Source organism: Mycobacterium sp. ABE4_509 (assembly GCF_056160785.1).
Map to the genome: position 1 here is coordinate 48295 of NZ_JBSWXU010000013.1, position 16917 is coordinate 65211.

Consider the following 16917-nt stretch of genomic DNA (forward strand, 5'->3'; position numbering starts at 1 on the left):
CTCAGCTCTCGTCGGGGATGTCCCGGCGGGTCTGGTCGCGGGCAGGTGCATCGGGGTCCTCGTCCTGATGGTCCAGTTTCTCCTGCAGTTCGCGCTGCTGCTCGGTGGCCCGGGTCGCGTCCTCGGGCGTGGGCGGAGGAATGCTGTTTTGGTCCACGGCTGCAGGGTTGTCAAATCGGCCACCGGTGAAACACCGCACACTCACAGCCCGGGTGAGCGGATTGTGAAAACCAGGCAACACGGAGCAACACAGCCGTATAGGAAGCGTCTCGGATCGGCAATATCGTCCGGGAATACGTGGAGGGTCCCTGTTTCCACCTTCTCCACGCCCCTGGAAGGCCCAGATGTCATATCTGAAACCGAAGGACTTCGTCGGCGACATGATCGATGCCGGCGCAGCCAAAGCCAACATGTCCACCCGCGACACCCTCATTCGCGCCTACATGGCCGGGGCGATTCTGGCGCTGGCCGCTGCGTTCGCCATCACGATCACCGTGCAGACGGGCAACGCGCTGGTCGGGGCCGTGCTGTTCCCGGTCGGCTTCTGCCTGCTGTATCTTCTCGGATTCGACCTGCTCACCGGCGTGTTCACGCTGGTACCGATTGCGCTGCTGGACAAGCGCCGCGGGGTCACGATCAAGTCGATGCTGCGAAACTGGGGTTGGGTGTTCCTGGGCAACTTCGCCGGCGCCCTGACGGTGGCGATCATGATGGCCATCGTGTTCACCTACGGGTTCAGCGTCGACCCCAACGAGGTCGGTCAGAAGATCGGCGAGATCGGGATGGGCCGCACCGTCGGCTATGCCGAGCACGGTGCGGCGGGCATGCTGACGCTGTTCATCCGCGGAGTGTTGTGCAACTGGATGGTGTCCACCGGCGTGGTCGCCGCGATGATGTCGACCAGTGTTCCGGGCAAGGTCATCACGATGTGGATGCCGATCATGCTGTTCTTCTACATGGGGTTCGAGCACTCGGTGGTCAACATGTTCCTGTTCCCGTCCGGCCTGATACTGGGCGGCGATTTCACTGTCAGCGACTATCTGATCTGGAACGAAATTCCGACTGTGATAGGCAATCTCGTGGGCGGCCTGGCCTTCGTCGGGTTGGTGCTGTTCGCCACCCACGCCCGCACCGGTCCGTCGCGGCTGGATTCGCTGGACACCGCTCCCAACCGCGAAGGAGTCAACGCATGACCCCGATCATGGCCAAAACCGAAGCCGCTGAACTGATCACCGCGGCCAGGGTCCGCAAGAAGCTGAGCTGGTCGGACATCGCCACCGAGCTCGACGCCCCGCTGGTGTGGTGTGTCTCGGCGCTGCTCGGTCAGCATCCGCTGTCGGCGGCCCAGGCCGAGAAGGTGTGCGCGCTGCTCGATCTGGATGCCGCGGTGGGTGAGAGCCTGCAGAGCCAGCCTGCCCGCGGGATCGACCCGGCGCTGATGTCGGATCCGACCATCTACCGCTTCTCCGAAGCGCTGGCGGTGTACGGTCCGGCGATCAAGGAACTGATCCACGAGGAGTTCGGTGACGGCATCATGAGCGCGATCAACTTCAAGGTCGACGTCGCTCGCCGCGAGCATCCCGAGGGGGATCGTGTCGTGGTCACCTTCGACGGCAAGTTCCTCGACTACCGGTGGTGATGTACGGATAGTCAACGACGGCCGGCCAGGCAGCCCCGGGTAGATGCGCGCATGCGCCCCGCCCGGGGCTGTCGGCGCGTCAGTCGTCGGTGACGGTGAGCGTCACGTCGATGTTGCCCCGGGTGGCGTTGGAGTAGGGGCACACCTGGTGGGCCTTGTCGGCCAGTGTCCGGGCGGTGTCCTGGTCGACGTGGGGCAGTGTGATCTCGAGTTCGACCGCCAGTCCGAAGCCGTCGCCGTTGCTGCCCAACAGGACTCGCGCTCCGACGGTGGAGTCGGTGGTATCGGCCCCGTCCTGTTTGGCCACCAGCCGCAGCGCCGAGTGGAAGCATGCGGCGTAGCCGACCGCGAAGAGCTGCTCGGGGTTGGTGCCGGTGCCCGCGCCGCCCATCTCCTTGGGGATGGTGAGTTCCACGTCGACCTTGCCGTCCGAGGTCCTGCCGTGGCCGTTGCGGCCGTCACCGGTGGCGAGGGCTTCGGCGGTGTAGAGGGTGTTCATCGGTGTGCTCCCTGTTCTGTTGTGGTGTCGCATCGTTCGGTCGATGCCGTGTCGGCACAGACCGCCTGGTCATCGAGGCCATCGGGGCCCGCCAGACATGTCTACCACAATTTGATTGTGCACAACTGATCAGGTTCGGGAGTGCCGACCCGGTCACTCGGGGGCGTGCCCGTGCAGCCGGGGATTGGTCAGATGCGGACGACGGAACGGATCGCGATCTCGACGGTCTGGCAGAGCCGGCAGGTCAACGGGCGGACCTTCAGGCGGACGTTGGCGATGCGCAGCGCACGTTGGCACATCGGGTACGGGCAACCGCACGACAGGGTGACCCAGAACTGCGCCGGGTGGGTGTGCGGCCCGCAGAACCTGTGGCAGCTGCACAGAATCTCGGGCTCGAAGTCCAGTTCCGCCAGCGACGGTTCGGCCAAGGTGGTCACGACACCTAAGGCTAAAGTGTAGGTCGAGACTAGTGCGGGAGGCGCGCGCGGCCGATCCGGGAACTGCGCCCGGCCGGATCCGGGTGACCCGGCCGAGCGCGCCCCGGGTTCTACAGCCGGATCCACCTCCCGAGGAACCAGAATCCCCACCCGTCACCATTGCCCGCCGGCATCGGATGCACCTGCTGACCGTTGTAGTTGAACGGCTGGTGATCGCGGCGGCCCTGATCCATGCCGCGGTTCTGCCAGCCGCCGTTCGGGGCCGGTGCGCCCTGGCAGGCCGGAGCGTTGGGCCCGCCGCACGGCGGGGCGGGCTGGGCGTTCGCGACGCCCATGCCGAACAGGCCCGCGGCCGCGACGCCGCCGGCCGCCAGCGAGGCAGCGACCTTCGGGGTGAGATTCATGGTTGCACTCCGTTTCTCCTCGTGCTCGCGCGGCCGATCACCGCGCCGGAGGCAACGCTAGGCAGCGGCGATGGGGTAGGGCTGTGGCGAGAATGGGTGGCCGCTTTGCATCCGATAACGGATCGAAAACGGTGTGCCCACAGCGGCATCGCGAGAGGCGACTACCGTGCGCCGCTGACGTGCGCGCCCGCATCGCCGGGCAGGCGCAGCGTCTCGACCAGCGTCAGAGCCAGTACCAAACCGAGTGCGGCGAACGTCCATGCGTAGGAGGTGAGAACCGTCAACAGCAGCGCGCCCACCGCGATGCCCAGCCCGGCGGCCAGCTCCTGCACCGTCGCGTTCAAGGTGTTGGCATGGGTGAGCTCATCACCGTCGACGTCGGCGAAGGCCAGAGTGTTGTAGGCGGTGAAACCGATCGAACGCAGCGCTCCGCTGACATAGAGCACCGCCGCGATCAGCGCCGCCGGCATCCCCGGCTCGAGCAGGGCCAGCAGGCCGAACCACGCCACCGACAACACGCCGTTGACCAGCAGCACCCGCTTGATCCCGCACCGGCGCATCAGCGGAGTGGTCAGCGGCTTGATGGTCAGGTTGCCCACGAACAGTGCTGCCACCATGAGTCCGGCGCCGAACGGCGACCAGCCGAACTCCAGCTGGAACATCAGTGGCAGCAGGAACGGCACGGCCGTGATGACCAGCCGGTACAGCGATCCCGCCGACACCGTGATCCGCAGGGTGCGCACCCGCAGCACCCCCAACTGCACCAGCGGGGCGCGGGCCCGGCGCAGATGCCACACCGCGGCGGTGACCAGCGCCACGGCGGCCAGCGCCCCCGACCCCACCACCAGCCGGTCGGTGCCGGCGACTCGTACGTGTTCCAGGGCGACCAGGGCCGCGGCGATCCCGGCGCCCAGAAGGAGCAGACCGGGCCAGTCCAGCGGTTTGGCCGTCGCCGTGGGGCCGCCCCGGATGAGCTTGGCGGCCAACACCAGTCCCACGATGCCGATCGGGATGTTGACAAAGAAGATCCAGCGCCAGGATCCCAGGGTGGCGATGCCGCCACCGAGAACCGGGGCCAGCACCGGCGCCGCGAGCGCCGGCCAGGTCAGCAGCGCGATCGCGCGGACCAGATCGGATTTGGCGCTGGACCGCAGCACGGCCAACCGGCCGACCGGCACCATCATCGCGCCGCCGAGGCCCTGCAACACCCGCATGCCGACCAGCATCGACAGTGAGGAGCTGAGCGCACAGCCGAGCGAGGCCACGGTGAAAACCGAGATCGCGGCGAGGAACACGGGCCGGATGCCGAACCTGTCGGCCATCCAGCCGCTCGCCGGGATCAGAACCGCCACCGTGACCAGATAGGCCGAGATGGCGATGTTGACGTCGACCGGGGCGACGCCGAACGACGCGGCGATGGCCGGGATGGCCGGCGCGATGATCGTGGAGTCGAGGATCTCCATGAAGAACGCGCCGGCCACCAGCAGAGCCATGCCGCGGGGAAAGCCCTGCGGAGCGTTCGGTGTCACCCACCGAACGTAGTCGTGCTCAGCCCCCGCAGTTCAGCGACACGGTCACCTTGGGCTTGGGGATCACGGTGAACACGTTGATGTCGTCGTCGTCGAACGGAATCAGCTGGGCCGACCGGCCCATGTTGCGCACGTTGGTCACGCTGCATTCCTCCAGCGGGGCGCTGCCGATCCGGGTGACGCGGACGTCGAAGCCCTGGGCCTCCAGGCCGGCGATCGTGGTTGCGGCCGATCCGGGCTGGGCGGCGGCGGGAGCGGCCAGAGCCAACAACGCACCGGCCGGCAGGACCGCGGCTGCGATGAACTTCTTCATGATGAATCTCCTTGCGTCGGTGGGCCACTGGGGTCACCACGGTGAACTTTGACTGACACCGATGATTCCGCCCCGGGCCCGGCGGCGCTTGGAGCTTCTATGGAGATTGGGTGGAGATTGCGAAGGGAGCTCAGCCGCTGACGACGGTGCCGTACTGCGGGCAGTAGGCGGCCACGGCGCTGCCCATCAGCTGCGTGGCCTCGACGGCGGCCAGGCCCTCGCCGACCATCGCGGTGGTGATCGCGGAGCGGATCTCGGCTGGGGCGATGTTGTTGGCACTGCCTTCGGCGACGATGTCGCAGACGTTGTTGCCGGCGGCGATCGCCGCCTCCTCGGTCGGGAAGACGATGCCGAGATCGGCCAGGGCGTAGAGGAACTGGGCGTCCCCCTCGGCGGCCCAGGCCGCCGGTGAACCCACCGCCAGCGCAGCGGCGGCAGTTGCCGCGACGAGGCTCGGCAGACGGACGTAGCGGGCGTACATGGGGCCTCCCTGTGCGATGTCTGTGAGGATGGTAGCCGCGGCGGCGCCTCGAGCCGGTCATTTGCCGCCCGTGCCCGCAGCTGTGATGGCGGCGTGCCCGTGGCCGACCGGCGGTTTCGCCGGCGCCGGGGTCGGTGAACCCGGACCGCAGCGGGTTGGGCCGCCTGATGACGGGTGGGGGGTCACTCCGATAGCCTGTAGGCGGTTGTGTGCCAGGTTCAGACTGCAGCCTCACTAGATCGATCGTGATCAATCGTGTGCGTCCGGATTTCTCCTGGGCTGCGCACCCAGAGATGAGGCCTCCAACGTGCAGCAATTCAGCGAACGCGCAGTCGGCGAGACGGATGCCGTCATGGTCGTCACCGCCGTCGGTGCGGTCGACATGTTGACCGCACCCGAACTCCAGGAATCCATCGACGCTGCGATCGCGTCCCGTCCCGCCGGACTGATCGTCGACATGACCGGCGTCGACTTCCTCGGGTCGGCGGGCATGCAGGTGTTGATGGCGACCCACAACAGGCTGGACGACGGGACCAGGTTTGCGGTCGTCGCAGACGGTCCGGCGACCAGCCGTCCGCTGAAGATCACCGGGATCGCCGACTACGTCGAGCTGTTCTCGTCACTGGACGTCGCGCTGACGAATTTCTCGGGCTGATCCGTCGGAGGTTTGACGGTCTCCGTTTCGGGGAACCACCGCTTCGCTCAGTGGACAGATGAGAACGGAGCGTCGCCGTGGCCGACAACAACTCGGGCCCGCAGGAAGCCGTCAAGGGCGTCGTCGAAGGCGTCAAAGGCAAGGCCAAAGAGGTGATCGGCGTCGTCGCCGGCCGCGACGACCTGCAGCGGGAGGGTGCGGCGCAGCAGGACAAGGCCGACGCCCAGCGGGCGGTAGCCAGGAAAGAGGCCGAGGCCGACAGTGCCCGGGCCGCCGCGAAGGCCGCCGAAGAGCGCCAGAAAGCCCAGCAGCGGTAGCCGCTGCCGCGACACCCGCGCACATCGATGACAGTCACAGCCATCCCCAGCCGTTCGGCAGGCAGCCGGCGCCTGGCCGCCGGGCCGGCGTCGTTGACCCTGGGATGCCGCACCCGCGGCCGGGGAGCCCGGGCCGAGAAAACGATGTCGGTGTCCGGTGAGGTCGACTCGGTCAACGCCGCGGAGTTCGCCCGCGGGGTCCGCGACAGCATCGGCGTCTGCGCCGGGATGATCCTCGACCTCACCGAGGTGGACTTCATGGCCGTCGACGGTGTCTCGGCGTTGCACGCCATCAACGCCCACCTGCTCAGACAGGGCGTCGAGTGGTGCGTCGTCGCGAGCCCTGCGGTGAGCCGCGTGCTGGACCTGTGTGATCCCGAGGGGCTGATACCGATGGCGCGCATCTCGTCGCTGCGCGGCGCCGAAACGGCGTAGCCGGCCGGCCGGCTGTCCCACCACCCGCCGCCTCAGCTAAGCCTCAGCTAAGCAGCGTCCGCGAGGCCGCGACCCACCGGGGCCCGGATGTGGCCCAGGGGTGCTCCGATGGACCGACGTGCCGCCGCGACCGCCGTGTCGCTGTGTGATTTAGCGCTCACTTTCTCCGCGGAAAGCTAAGAAAAAGTCATTCGCCGGTGTCGCCGGGGACCCGTAACGGACGCTGGGAGAACGCCTTCGGTCCTGTTCACACAGTGTTTACTCGCCACCGGCGAAAGATAACGAACCCATAACGAAGAGATTCCTAAGCAAGGCCTGAGAGTGCGGCCGCAACCGTGGCCGCACGCGGCTTCGGGGAAGGTTGACGCCCGTTTTCCGTCGCTAGACTCGACGCAGGTCACGCCCGAGCCGGGCGTCACGACAGGGAATCTAGGGCCGGCGCAGGGTCAGGCCGGCGGAGGTACCAGGAACTCATGGCAAACTTTGTGATGCCCAGGGGGCATGAGATGCGTGATGGATTCACACCGGAAATGAGCGGCGCGGAACTGGGGGCCGCAGCCCACAGCCCGGCCGTACGGGAACGTGAACTGACGATCGGCCGCGGCCCGGTCGGCGACATCGCCGCCGGTGGCGCCGCCGTGCTGATCGCCAACCCCGGCGACGACTCGGTCTCGATCGCCGACCCCAGCGGGCTGTCGTTTCACAGCCGCGCTCTGGCCGGGGAGCCGGTGGCCGTCGTCGCCGCCGGCGACCGTGCCTACGTCGCGACCACCTCCGACGAGGACGACGCCGTGGCGGTGCTCGATCTGGACAGCGGCACCGTGCTGGCCACCATCCCGGTCGCCCTCGAGGTGACCTCGCTGGCCGTCAGCCCGGACGGCAAGCGCGTCTACGCCGGACAGGTCGACGCCGGCCGGGTGGCCGTCGCGGTCATCGACACCGGCTCCGAGCGCGTCGGCACCATCGAACTCGGCAGCGGCCCGGGGGCCAACATCGACGCGTTGCGGGTGGACCCGACCGGCAAGCGGGTCGTGGCCGCGGTCAGCGACGCCAACGGCAGCCAGTTGATCATCGTCGACGTCGAGACCTCTCGGGTGCGACGCGTGGTCCCGGTCGGCGCGCCCATCCGCGACATCGCCCACGCCGGAACCGCCGTGTACGTGCTGACCTCTGATCGCGCCGTCGGCGGTGCCGTGCAGGTCATCGACCTCTCGACGTACGCCGTCACCGATACCGTGGCCCTCGGCGGGGCTCCCACGCAGCTGTCGATGAGCCCGGATCTGGCCCGCGCGTACATCGTGGACTACGACCGTGTCGCGGTGCTGTGCACGTTGCGTCTCGAGGTCGTCGAGTCGTTGTCGTTCGCTGCGCGTCCGTCCTGCGTGACGGTGAACGCCGACGGCTCCCGGCTCTACGTCGCCGACTATGCCGGTTCGGTCAACGTGTTCACGGTCTCCTCCACGATCGAGCAGCTCTACACCCAGTTCCTGGTCACCGACCCGATCATCGCCCGCGCGCCACGCGCCCGGGAACTGCAGCCCACGCCCGCCTAGCGGACGTCCGCGGCGGCGGCGCCGTGGTCAGCGTGCACAGTCCAGCGACACCGAGATCGACTGGCGCACCACCACGTCGATGACCTCGCCGTCGTCGCGACCGTGCCCGCCACCGTGGCGACCGACCCCGTCGACGCCGTCGACCACCACTGCGGGAACGGTGATCTGCTGCGGGTTGCGCACCCCGGTCACCACACAGTCCTCGATCGGGGCGCTGCCGACCCGGTCCACGTTGACGGTGTAGCCGGCCAACTCGAGCTGCTCGATGACGTCGAGCGGGTTGGTGTCGGCGCCGGCCAGACCCGTCGCGCCGGCCACCAGCGCCGCCACCGCCGCAGCGACAATCCCCAATGCGCGCATAGCCGATCCTCCGTGAACAGCCCCGACCTGCCGGTTACATCGCTGCGGAGGTACTCACCGTTTCAGCGTTCGGCCCGCTGGTAGGCGGTGACGACCGCGGCGCCGCCCAACCCGATGTTGTGCTGCAGGGCGGCGGTCACACCGTCGACCTGTCGCCGGTCGGCGGTGCCGCGCAACTGCCAGGTCAGCTCACTGCACTGGGCCAGCCCGGTCGCTCCCAGCGGATGCCCCTTCGAGATCAGGCCGCCGGAGGGGTTCACCACCCAGCGCCCTCCGTAGGTGGTGTCGTCGTCGTCGATCAGCTTGGGCGCCTCGCCTGGCCCGCACAGCCCGAGCGCCTCGTAGAGCAGCAGTTCGTTGGCCGAGAAGCAGTCGTGCAGCTCGATGACCTGGAAATCCTGTGGACCCAGCCCGGACTGGTCATAGACCTGCCGGGCGGCCTGCACGTTCATGTCGTGGCCGATGACGTTGGCCGCGCTGCCATCGAACGTCGAGGCGAAGTCGGTGGTCATCGCCTGGCCGACGATCTCGACGGCCTGCCCGGCCAGATCGTGGCGAGCCACGAAGTCCTCACCGGCCAGCACCACCGCGGCCGACCCGTCCGACGTCGGTGAACACTGCAGCTTGGTCAGCGGGTCGGAGACCATCTTGGCGCCCAGGATGTCGTCGAGGCTGTACTCGTCCTGGAACTGGGCATAGGGATTGTTCACCGAATGCTTGTGGTTCTTGTAGCCGATCTTCGCGAAGTGTTCGGCGGTGGTGCCGTACCTGCGCATGTGTTCGCGGCCCGCCGCGCCGAACATCCACGGCGCCACCGGAAACTGCATCTCGTCGATCTCGTTGAGCGCCAGGATGTGCCGCTTCATCGGCGACTCCCGGTCGTCGGCGCCGCCGCCCAGGGAACCGGGCTGCATCTTCTCGAACCCGAGCGCCAGCACGCAGTCGGCCAGACCGCCGCGGATGGCCTGTGCGCCCAGGTACAGCGCGGTCGAACCGGTCGAACAGTTGTTGTTGACGTTGACGATCGGGATGCCCGTCATGCCGAGCTCGTAGAGTGCCCGCTGTCCGCAGGTCGAGTCCCCGGCCACGTAGCCGACGTAGCCCTGCTCGATCGCGGTGTAGTCGATGCCGGCGTCGGCCAGCGCCTTGTCGCCGGACTCCTTGGCCATCTGGGGGTAGTCCCACCCATCTCGGCCCGATTCATGGTCCGCTCCGCGAGCTGTGCGTCCGCCCGGCTTCTCGAACTTGGTCATGCCGACCCCGACGACGAACACACGGCCCATGGCGATCATCCCTTCACGCTGCGTTGCGGTCACCGGAGAACGTAGCGCGCCGGCTCAGCCGAACTCCAGCCACCAGTCGTGCAGTTCGGCCAGATCGGGGCTCTGGGCGTCGGCCAGCACCAGCGACGCGTCGTTCGTCCAGACCAGGTCCGGAGTGCCGTTGTAGGTGCCGCAGGCGACCTTGCCCGCGACATCGTCGGGAGTGTCGGTGTAGTGCCACGTCGTCGGCGACTCGATGCCGGTACCCGGGCAGGGCAGCAGTTCCTCGTTGACCCCGGTGGCCGCGTCGAAACCGGCATCGAGGGTGCTCAGATCGTCGAACAGCGAATAGCGGGTGTTCGCCGGTCCTCCCGGGATGTTCGACTGTTCGCAGTCCACCGTGGCCAGCGCGCTGCCGCCGGGCGGGGTGACCGGCTCGCAGTTGGATGCGTCGTGGCCGACCGACAGCAGCCCCATCAACTGCTCGCTGAGGGATTCGTCCGGCGGTGGGGGCGGTGTGCTGGTCCGGGACCCGCGGGTGGGCTCACGCGAGGCCGTCGCGGTCGGCGCGGCGCTCGAGGTGGTGGCGGCGGTTCCCGATCCCGAGTCGTCGGATCCGAACACCAGCCAGACGCCGATCGCGCCCAAGACCAGGATGGCCACCCCGGCCGCGGCGAACAGCGCGATGATCGCGCCTTTTCCGCCGCTGCCGCCGCCGGATGGGGAACCCTGTGCCGGCCAACCCGGTGGTGGCCCCTCGGGCGGCGGCGGATACGACGCCCCGCCCGGCGGCGGATACTGCGGGCCGCCCGGTGGCGGCGGCGGATACGGCGAACCACCCGGCGGAGGCGGCGGGGGATAGCCGCCGCTCCCGCTGGGGGGCGGGGGATAGCCACTCCCGGCCGGCGGTGGGGGCGGTGGGTAGCCGCTGCCGGGTGGGGGCGGTGGATATCCGCTCGGGGGCGGTGCGGCGGGCGTGGACGGCCCCGGCTGGTCCGGTTGTTCCTGGGGGGAGCCGACGCCGGACTCCCCGTTCGGGTCGCTCATCGTCGCTCCTGTCGTGGTGGTTGAACCGCCATTGATCACCCTAATCGCGGGCCCCGCCGCACACACCGGCAACGGCGCGACGACCTCGGGTTGGCGATTCCGGGTCGCGGCGCGCGGGGTCTGCGGTAGATGTGAATAGAACGTGTTCCAGTTTTGGGTCTGGGAGAGGAGACGACATGGCGTTGCGCGTCGTGCAGTGGGCCACCGGCGGGGTCGGCGTCGCCGCCGTCAAAGGGGTGCTGGAACATCCCGAACTGGAGCTGGCCGGGTGCTGGGTGCATTCGGCGGCCAAGGCCGGCCGGGACGTCGGTGAGCTGGTCGGCACCGCGCCGGTCGGAATCACCGCCACCGACAGCGTCGACGACATCCTGGCGCTGGACGCAGACGCCGTCATCTACACCCCGCTGCTGCCCAACCCCGAGGAAGTGGCCGCCCTGCTGCGGTCGGGGAAGAACGTCGTAAGCCCGGTCGGCTGGTTCTACCCCTCCGACCGTGAAGCCGCACCGCTGCGCGCCGCGGCGCTGGAGGGCGGGGCCACCCTGCACGGCACCGGCATCGCCCCGGGCGGCATCAGCGAGAAGTTCCCGCTGGTGCTCTCGGCGATGTCCACCGGTGTGACGTTCGTTCGCGCCGAGGAGTTCTCCGACCTGCGCACCTACGAGGCGCCCGATGTGCTCCGCTATGTGATGGGGTTCGGCGACACCCCGGAGAAGGCGCTCACCGGGCCGATGCAGAAGCTACTCGACGGGGGATTCATTCAGTCGGTGCGGATGATCGTCGACAAGATGGGTTTCGCCGCCGAGCCGCAGGTGCGTTCGGCGCAGGAGGTCGCGGTGGCCACCGCGCCGATCGACTCTCCGATGGGCACCATCGAGGCCGGCCAGGTGGCGGCCCGCAAGTTCCACTGGGAGGCCCTCGTCGGTGACGAGGTCGTCGTGCGGGTGACGGTCAATTGGTTGATGGGTGAGCAGAACCTCGACCCGGCATGGGATTTCGGACCCGAAGGGCAACGCTACGAGATGCAGGTGCAGGGCAATCCGGACTTCACCGTCGTGGTCAAGGGCTTCCAGTCCGAGTTCGGTGACACCGGTCCCGAGTCCGGCATCGTCGCCACCGCCGCCCACTGCGTGAACTCGGTGCCCGCGGTGTGCGCCGCGCCGCCCGGCATCGCCACCTACCTCGACCTGCCGCTGCTCAGCGGCACAGCCGCCCCGCGGGTGGGGCTAGCATCGGAACATGCCCGCACCCCATGAGATGGAACAGTCGCGCGCGATCCCCGTCGACGTCGGCGCCGCGTTCGACCGCACCCTTCCGATGGCGCTGCCAACGCTGTTCAGCCGCTGGTACGGACCCATCGCGCCGGTGAAGGCCGTCCGAGATCAGTCCGGTGACTGGACCAGCACGGGCCAGACCCGCACCGTCGTCCAGGTCGGCGGCGGCAGCATGCGCGAGGAGCTCACCAGGCTCGACCCGCCGAATGCGTTCGGCTACACGCTGTCGCAGATCACCGGGCCGCTGGCGCCGCTGGTGGACCACATCGAGGGGCAGTGGCGGTTCACCCCCGCGGGCACCGGCACCGAGGTGACCTGGCGCTGGGTGGTGCACCCGAAGTCGCGCGCGGGTGCGGTGGCGATGCCGGCGTTCGCGGCGCTGTGGCGTGGTTACGCCCGGCAGGGGCTCGAACAACTCGCGGCCGAACTGCTGTCCTGATGTGCCGGTTGTTCGGCCTGCACGCGGGCGGCACGGTGTCCGCCACGTTCTGGCTGATCGGCGCCCCGGACAGTCTGGCCGAACAGAGCCGGCGCAACCCCGACGGCACCGGTCTGGGAATGTTCGACGCGCAGGGCCACGCCGTCGTCGACAAGCAGCCGATCGCGGCGTGGCAGGACACCGCATTCGCCCGCGAGGCCAGGGAGCTCACCGGCACGACGTTTCTCGCCCACGTCCGATACGCCTCGACCGGCGGCGCCGACGTCGCCAACACCCACCCGTTCTGCCAGGACAACCGGCTTTTCGCGCACAACGGCGTGGTGACCGGGCTCGAGGTGCTCGACGCTCGGCTGGGCGAGATGTCGGCAACCGACCTCGTAGCCGGGCAGACGGATTCGGAACGGGTGTTCGCCCTGATCACCGCGTCGGTGCGGGCCCACGGCGGCGACGTCGAGGTCGGGCTGCTGGACGCACTGAGCTGGCTAACCGACAATGTGCCGATCTTCGCCCTCAACATCCTGCTGTGTACCGCCACCGACATGTGGGCGTTGCGCTATCCCGACACCCACGACCTGTTCGTCCTCGATCGCCGCCCGGCCGGGACCAGCCCGTTCGCGATGCGCAGCACCAGGATCCGCAGCCAGTCCCGACACCTGGCCGACGTCCCCTCGGTGGTGTTCGCCACCGAACGGATGGACCACGACCCCGGGTGGCGGCCGATGTCCGACGGCGAACTGATCCACGTCGGGGCCGACCTGGCCATCAGCAGCAGCACCGGTCGGCTCCCGCCGCCCCGGCACCGGTTGACGATGGCCGACCTCGGTGGTGTGGCCGCCGAGAGCCAGCAGTGACCGAACGAAACCTCCAGACCCCCGGAAGGAGTCGACCGTGGCGCAGAGCACCGTGACGGGCATCGAAGTGAGCACCCCCACCGGCCCGGTGGGCGCGGCGCTGGCGGTTCCGCCGGGCGAGGGGCCGTGGCCGGGGGTGGTGGTCGTGCACGACGCCTTCGGGCTCTCCGACGACATCCGGCGCAACACCGCGCGCTTCGCCGACAACGGATTCCTGGCGCTGGCTCCGGATCTGTTCTCCCGCAGGGCCTACGTGCGCTGCGTCCGGACGGTCATGCGGTCGCTGGCACAGCGTAGCGGTGAGGCCGTCGACGACCTGGACGCCGCCCGCGCTGCGCTGGCCGGCCGGGCGGACTGCACCGGAAAGGTCGGCGTCGCCGGTTTCTGCATGGGTGGCGGTTTCGCTCTGGTCATGTCCACCAAGGGTTTCGACGCGTCGGCCCCGTTCTATCCGTCCCCGATGCACAACTACGACTTCCTGGCTGACGGATGTTGCCCGGTGGTGGCCAGCTACGGCCGCCGCGATGTGCTCAACATCGGCAACCCGCCCCGGCTCACGACGGTGCTCGACCGCGCCGGGGTGCCCAACGACGTCAAGGTGTACCCCCGGGCCGGGCATTCGTTCGCCAACGAACTGCCCGCCCAGCCGCTGCTGCGCATCGCCGGATTCGGCCATGACGCCGAGGTCACCGACGATGCGTACCGGCGGGTGTTCGACTTCTTCGCCACGCACCTGGCGGCCGACCGGTGACCGGGCCCAGCCGGGCGCTGGTGCTGGCCGGCGGAGGCCTGGCCGGCATCGCCTGGGAAACCGGAGTGTTGCTGGGGATCGGCGACGAGCAGCCCGACGCCGCCCGGGCCCTGCTCGACTCCGGCGTGCTGCTGGGAACCTCGGCCGGTTCGACGGTGGCCGCCCAGCTCGGCAGCGGTGTCGCCCTCGACGACCTCTACGCCCGCCAGCTGTCCGAAGCGGGCGGTGCGCACGAGATCAACCCCGGTGTCTCAGTGGAGGACATCACCGGTCTGTTCCTGTCCGCGATGCTCACCCCCGGGGCCAGCCGGGAGGAGAAGCTGCGCAAGATCGGTGCCGTCGCCGCCGAGGCCGACACCGTCGCCGAACCCGTGCGCCGCGCAGTGATCGAGGCCCGGCTGCCCGCCCACCGGTGGCCCGAGCGGACCCTCCGGATCACCGCGATCGACATTGCCACCGGCGAACTCGCGGTGTTCGACAACGAATCCGGAGTCGACCTGGTCGATGCGGTGGCAGCCAGCTGCGCGGTGCCCGGGGTGTGGCCCACCGTCCCGATCGGAGCCCGCCGGTTCATGGACGGCGGCGTGGGCAGCACGGTGAACATGATCGCTGCGAGTGACTGCGCGGTGGCCGTGGCACTGGTTCCCTCCCCGGCCGACTCGCCGTCACCGTGGGGCACCGGCGCCGTCGACGAGATCACGTCTTTCCCGGGCGCGGCGCTGGCGGTGTTCGCCGACGCCGAGTCGACCGCGGCATTCGGGCCGAACCCGCTGGACCCGGCCTGTCGCGAACCCGCGGCGCGGGCCGGTCGGGCCCAGGGCCGGCGAGAGGCCGCCCGGGTGGCCGAGTTCCTGGACCGGTGAACGCAAGGTAGCCAGGACATTCCGCCGGGCACGCTCTACGCTTCGTCTCACCGGTGCAGGAGAACCTGCGGGCAGGGGGAAAGTGAAGATCCGTCTGTTCATCGCGGCGACCGGTGTCGGTGTCATGGTCGGGTCGCCCGCTCCGGCATTCGCCGACGGGCCGGTCTTCAAGGGCACGTTCCGCTATGTCGCCGAGGACGGCACCACCAACAAGGTGTTCGTGACGCCGTGCGGCCCGGGTTGCGCGCACATCGTCAGCGACTCGGGGATCACCGATGTGCGCGCCCACCTGGTGGACGGCCAGTGGCGGTATGCCCAGGTGTATCCGGACGAGTACGCCTGTGCGGACGGCACCGAATCACCCGGCACCAGGAATGTGGCCATCGACGCGGCCACGTTGCAGGGAACCACGACGTGGGGGCCGGACTTCGTGTGCGGCGAACCCGGTTACGTCGGCGAGCACTACACGTTCACGCTCACCCAGCTCAGCTGACGGCCGGCGGGTCCGGTGGGTCCGGCAGGTCCAGGGTGTCCAGTGCCAGGCTGGCCAGTTCCTGGCCGATCTCGATGACCTCGTCGGCGCGGTGGAAGTCCAGGCTGCGGCACACCGTGCGCGGCACCTCGATCAGCAGATCCGGCGGATAGGCCGCCAGGGTGTGGCGGGCCAGCGCGGCCTGCGCGATGTCGATGGTCCGGTTCATCACCTCGAAGCCGCCCAGCCGCGGCACCACCGGGACGCTGGGCTCCCCGGTGGGGTCCTCCTCGGGCTCGACGAACCGGCCCAGCACCGAGCGGCCCGTCGGGGTGTCCAGCAGGCTGCGCGCGGTCTTGGTGTCGAGCAACGACGAGGTGCTGCGCCACATCCTGTTGAGCCAATCGGCCGTCGGGCGGGCCTCGCGCTCACCGCGCTGGACCTCCGGGTCGTCGCCGCCGAGGCTGACCGCGATGGTGACCTCGGCCGGGGCCGCGGCGATCGGCGCCATCGGGATGGGGTCGAGGATGCCGCCGTCGGCGAGAAGCCGGCCGTTGAGCACGTGCGGGGTGATCACTCCCGGGATCGCGATCGACGCCCGGATCGCGTCGTCGACGGGTCCGCGCTGCATCCAGACGGATCGGCCGGTGATCAGATCGGTGGCCACCGACGTGAAGGGCATCGGCAGTTCCTCGATGGTCACCTCGCCGAGGATCTCCCGGACCGCCTCGAGGATCTTCTCGGCGCGCAGCACCCCGGCGGCGGCGATCGACGGGTCCAGTAGGCGCAGCACCGCCCGCTGGGTCAAAGAGCTTGCCCACACCGCGTATTCGTCGAGCTTGCCGGCGGCCTCCAGGCCGCCGACGAGCGCACCCATCGACGACCCGGCGATGCCGACGATCTCGTGGCCGCGCTCGTGCAGTTCGTTGATCACGCCGATGTGTGCGTAGCCACGCGCTCCGCCGGAGCCCAGTGCCAATGCCACCCGCATGGGTCTCATTGTGCGCGCTCGGCTGCGCTGCGACCGGCTAGCCGCACAGCTGATCGGCGGCGGCCTCCACGGCGACGATCACCGCGGACTGCTGACCGGGCGACAGCTCCGGCCACGGCCTGCCGAAGGTGGCCGGACCCGTGTGCTGCCCGTCCTGCACGGTGGCCAGGAAGGGCTCGATCTGTGCCTGCGGATCCCCGCCCTGCTGCTCCATCCACGTCCGCGCAGCCATGCACGCCTGGAAATAGTCGTCCTCGGTGGACTCCGCGGGCGCACCGACGGCCGTGGTCACCCCGGCGGGCGAGACGGCGACCTCGCCGGGGCCCGGCGGGGCCTGCGGTTCGGGGG

The 16917-nt window shown here is 69.3% G+C and carries 24 protein-coding genes; 12 read left to right on the forward strand and 12 right to left on the reverse strand.

The genetic code is table 11. The features are described from left to right. Nucleotide 1 precedes the first annotated feature (1 nt). On the reverse strand, nucleotides 2-157 hold the full coding sequence (locus ACXAID_RS05035) for a hypothetical protein (RefSeq protein WP_475021089.1): 156 nt from the start codon (nucleotides 155-157) through the stop codon (nucleotides 2-4). 187 nt (nucleotides 158-344) lie between these two features. Between ACXAID_RS05035 and ACXAID_RS05040 the strand changes: the two genes are divergently transcribed. Both ACXAID_RS05040 and cynS read left to right on the forward strand, forming a co-directional pair. Then, the gene (locus ACXAID_RS05040; protein ID WP_475021090.1) at nucleotides 345-1193 is read left to right on the forward strand and encodes a formate/nitrite transporter family protein; all 849 of its coding nucleotides are present in this window, start codon (nucleotides 345-347) and stop codon (nucleotides 1191-1193) included. Further along, nucleotides 1190-1639: a cyanase gene (gene cynS / locus ACXAID_RS05045; RefSeq protein ID WP_475021091.1), complete on the forward strand. Its 450-nt coding sequence runs from the start codon at nucleotides 1190-1192 to the stop codon at nucleotides 1637-1639. The genes ACXAID_RS05040 and cynS overlap by 4 nt, the downstream gene beginning before the upstream one ends. A 79-nt stretch (nucleotides 1640-1718) precedes the next feature. Here cynS and ACXAID_RS05050 read toward each other — a convergent pair whose 3' ends face one another. The 6 genes from ACXAID_RS05050 to ACXAID_RS05075 form a co-directional block, all read right to left on the reverse strand. After that, nucleotides 1719-2138 carry an organic hydroperoxide resistance protein gene (locus ACXAID_RS05050; RefSeq protein WP_475021092.1) on the reverse strand — a complete coding sequence of 140 codons (420 nt, stop codon included), beginning with the start codon at nucleotides 2136-2138 and terminating at the stop codon, nucleotides 1719-1721. A 188-nt stretch (nucleotides 2139-2326) separates the two neighbouring features. Further along, a complete protein-coding gene (locus tag ACXAID_RS05055) occupies nucleotides 2327-2575 on the reverse strand; it encodes a hypothetical protein (RefSeq protein ID WP_475021093.1) in 249 nt (82 codons plus the stop codon). A gap of 110 nt (nucleotides 2576-2685) precedes the next feature. After that, complete coding sequence (locus ACXAID_RS05060; RefSeq protein WP_475021094.1) at nucleotides 2686-2979, reverse strand: hypothetical protein; 294 nt, start codon at nucleotides 2977-2979, stop codon at nucleotides 2686-2688. A gap of 161 nt (nucleotides 2980-3140) precedes the next feature. Next, nucleotides 3141-4472: an MFS transporter gene (locus tag ACXAID_RS05065; protein ID WP_475021110.1), complete on the reverse strand. Its 1332-nt coding sequence runs from the start codon at nucleotides 4470-4472 to the stop codon at nucleotides 3141-3143. 55 nt (nucleotides 4473-4527) lie between these two features. After that, nucleotides 4528-4821, reverse strand: coding sequence for a hypothetical protein (locus ACXAID_RS05070; protein WP_475021095.1), 294 nt, complete (start codon nucleotides 4819-4821; stop codon nucleotides 4528-4530). 130 nt (nucleotides 4822-4951) lie between these two features. Beyond that, a complete protein-coding gene (locus ACXAID_RS05075) occupies nucleotides 4952-5302 on the reverse strand; it encodes a DUF732 domain-containing protein (RefSeq protein ID WP_475021096.1) in 351 nt (116 codons plus the stop codon). Nucleotides 5303-5609: 307 nt separating this feature from the next. On the opposite strand from ACXAID_RS05075, the gene ACXAID_RS05080 reads away from it, so the two are divergent. From ACXAID_RS05080 to ACXAID_RS05095, 4 genes are all read left to right on the forward strand, one after another. Then, nucleotides 5610-5957 carry an STAS domain-containing protein gene (locus ACXAID_RS05080; protein ID WP_475021097.1) on the forward strand — a complete coding sequence of 116 codons (348 nt, stop codon included), beginning with the start codon at nucleotides 5610-5612 and terminating at the stop codon, nucleotides 5955-5957. A gap of 77 nt (nucleotides 5958-6034) precedes the next feature. Beyond that, nucleotides 6035-6274 carry a microaggregate-binding protein 1 gene (gene mbp1 / locus ACXAID_RS05085; RefSeq protein WP_475021098.1) on the forward strand — a complete coding sequence of 80 codons (240 nt, stop codon included), beginning with the start codon at nucleotides 6035-6037 and terminating at the stop codon, nucleotides 6272-6274. Nucleotides 6275-6301: 27 nt separating this feature from the next. Further along, the gene (locus tag ACXAID_RS05090; RefSeq protein WP_475021099.1) at nucleotides 6302-6709 is read left to right on the forward strand and encodes an STAS domain-containing protein; all 408 of its coding nucleotides are present in this window, start codon (nucleotides 6302-6304) and stop codon (nucleotides 6707-6709) included. 530 nt (nucleotides 6710-7239) lie between these two features. After that, nucleotides 7240-8262: a beta-propeller fold lactonase family protein gene (locus tag ACXAID_RS05095; RefSeq protein WP_475021100.1), complete on the forward strand. Its 1023-nt coding sequence runs from the start codon at nucleotides 7240-7242 to the stop codon at nucleotides 8260-8262. Between the two features lie 27 nt (nucleotides 8263-8289). Here the strand turns inward: ACXAID_RS05095 and ACXAID_RS05100 are convergent, their stop codons facing one another. The 3 genes from ACXAID_RS05100 to ACXAID_RS05110 form a co-directional block, all read right to left on the reverse strand. Next, on the reverse strand, nucleotides 8290-8622 hold the full coding sequence (locus tag ACXAID_RS05100; RefSeq protein ID WP_475021101.1) for a hypothetical protein: 333 nt from the start codon (nucleotides 8620-8622) through the stop codon (nucleotides 8290-8292). A gap of 62 nt (nucleotides 8623-8684) precedes the next feature. Further along, entirely contained in the window at nucleotides 8685-9905 is a 1221-nt protein-coding gene (locus ACXAID_RS05105) for a lipid-transfer protein (RefSeq protein ID WP_475021111.1), read from the reverse strand. 54 nt (nucleotides 9906-9959) lie between these two features. Then, nucleotides 9960-10931, reverse strand: a complete 972-nt coding sequence (locus tag ACXAID_RS05110) for a hypothetical protein (RefSeq protein ID WP_475021102.1) — start codon at nucleotides 10929-10931, stop codon at nucleotides 9960-9962. Nucleotides 10932-11107: 176 nt separating this feature from the next. Between ACXAID_RS05110 and ACXAID_RS05115 the strand changes: the two genes are divergently transcribed. The 6 genes from ACXAID_RS05115 (at nucleotide 11108) to ACXAID_RS05140 (ending at nucleotide 15599) form a co-directional block, all read left to right on the forward strand. Further along, complete coding sequence (locus tag ACXAID_RS05115) at nucleotides 11108-12184, forward strand: NAD(P)H-dependent amine dehydrogenase family protein (RefSeq protein WP_475021103.1); 1077 nt, start codon at nucleotides 11108-11110, stop codon at nucleotides 12182-12184. Then, a complete protein-coding gene (locus tag ACXAID_RS05120; protein ID WP_475021104.1) occupies nucleotides 12168-12641 on the forward strand; it encodes an SRPBCC family protein in 474 nt (157 codons plus the stop codon). The genes ACXAID_RS05115 and ACXAID_RS05120 overlap by 17 nt, the downstream gene beginning before the upstream one ends. Further along, entirely contained in the window at nucleotides 12641-13492 is an 852-nt protein-coding gene (locus ACXAID_RS05125) for a class II glutamine amidotransferase (protein WP_475021105.1), read from the forward strand. Before ACXAID_RS05120 ends, ACXAID_RS05125 begins: the two co-directional genes overlap by 1 nt. A 52-nt stretch (nucleotides 13493-13544) precedes the next feature. Then, nucleotides 13545-14243, forward strand: coding sequence for a dienelactone hydrolase family protein (locus ACXAID_RS05130; protein WP_475021112.1), 699 nt, complete (start codon nucleotides 13545-13547; stop codon nucleotides 14241-14243). Further along, complete coding sequence (locus ACXAID_RS05135; RefSeq protein ID WP_475021106.1) at nucleotides 14240-15106, forward strand: patatin-like phospholipase family protein; 867 nt, start codon at nucleotides 14240-14242, stop codon at nucleotides 15104-15106. The genes ACXAID_RS05130 and ACXAID_RS05135 overlap by 4 nt, the downstream gene beginning before the upstream one ends. A gap of 82 nt (nucleotides 15107-15188) precedes the next feature. After that, on the forward strand, nucleotides 15189-15599 hold the full coding sequence (locus tag ACXAID_RS05140) for a hypothetical protein (RefSeq protein ID WP_475021107.1): 411 nt from the start codon (nucleotides 15189-15191) through the stop codon (nucleotides 15597-15599). On the opposite strand, the gene ACXAID_RS05145 is transcribed toward ACXAID_RS05140, so the two are convergent. Together ACXAID_RS05145 and lpqV are read right to left on the reverse strand one after the other, a co-directional pair. Continuing rightward, nucleotides 15592-16569 (reverse strand): patatin-like phospholipase family protein, encoded by a 978-nt coding sequence (locus ACXAID_RS05145; protein WP_475021108.1) that lies wholly within the window; start codon nucleotides 16567-16569, stop codon nucleotides 15592-15594. The two genes, ACXAID_RS05140 and ACXAID_RS05145, sit on opposite strands and share 8 nt — an antisense overlap. Before the next feature lie 37 nt (nucleotides 16570-16606). Then, nucleotides 16607-16917 (reverse strand): lipoprotein LpqV (gene lpqV / locus ACXAID_RS05150; RefSeq protein ID WP_475021109.1); only part of this gene is annotated, 311 nt, incomplete at its 5' end.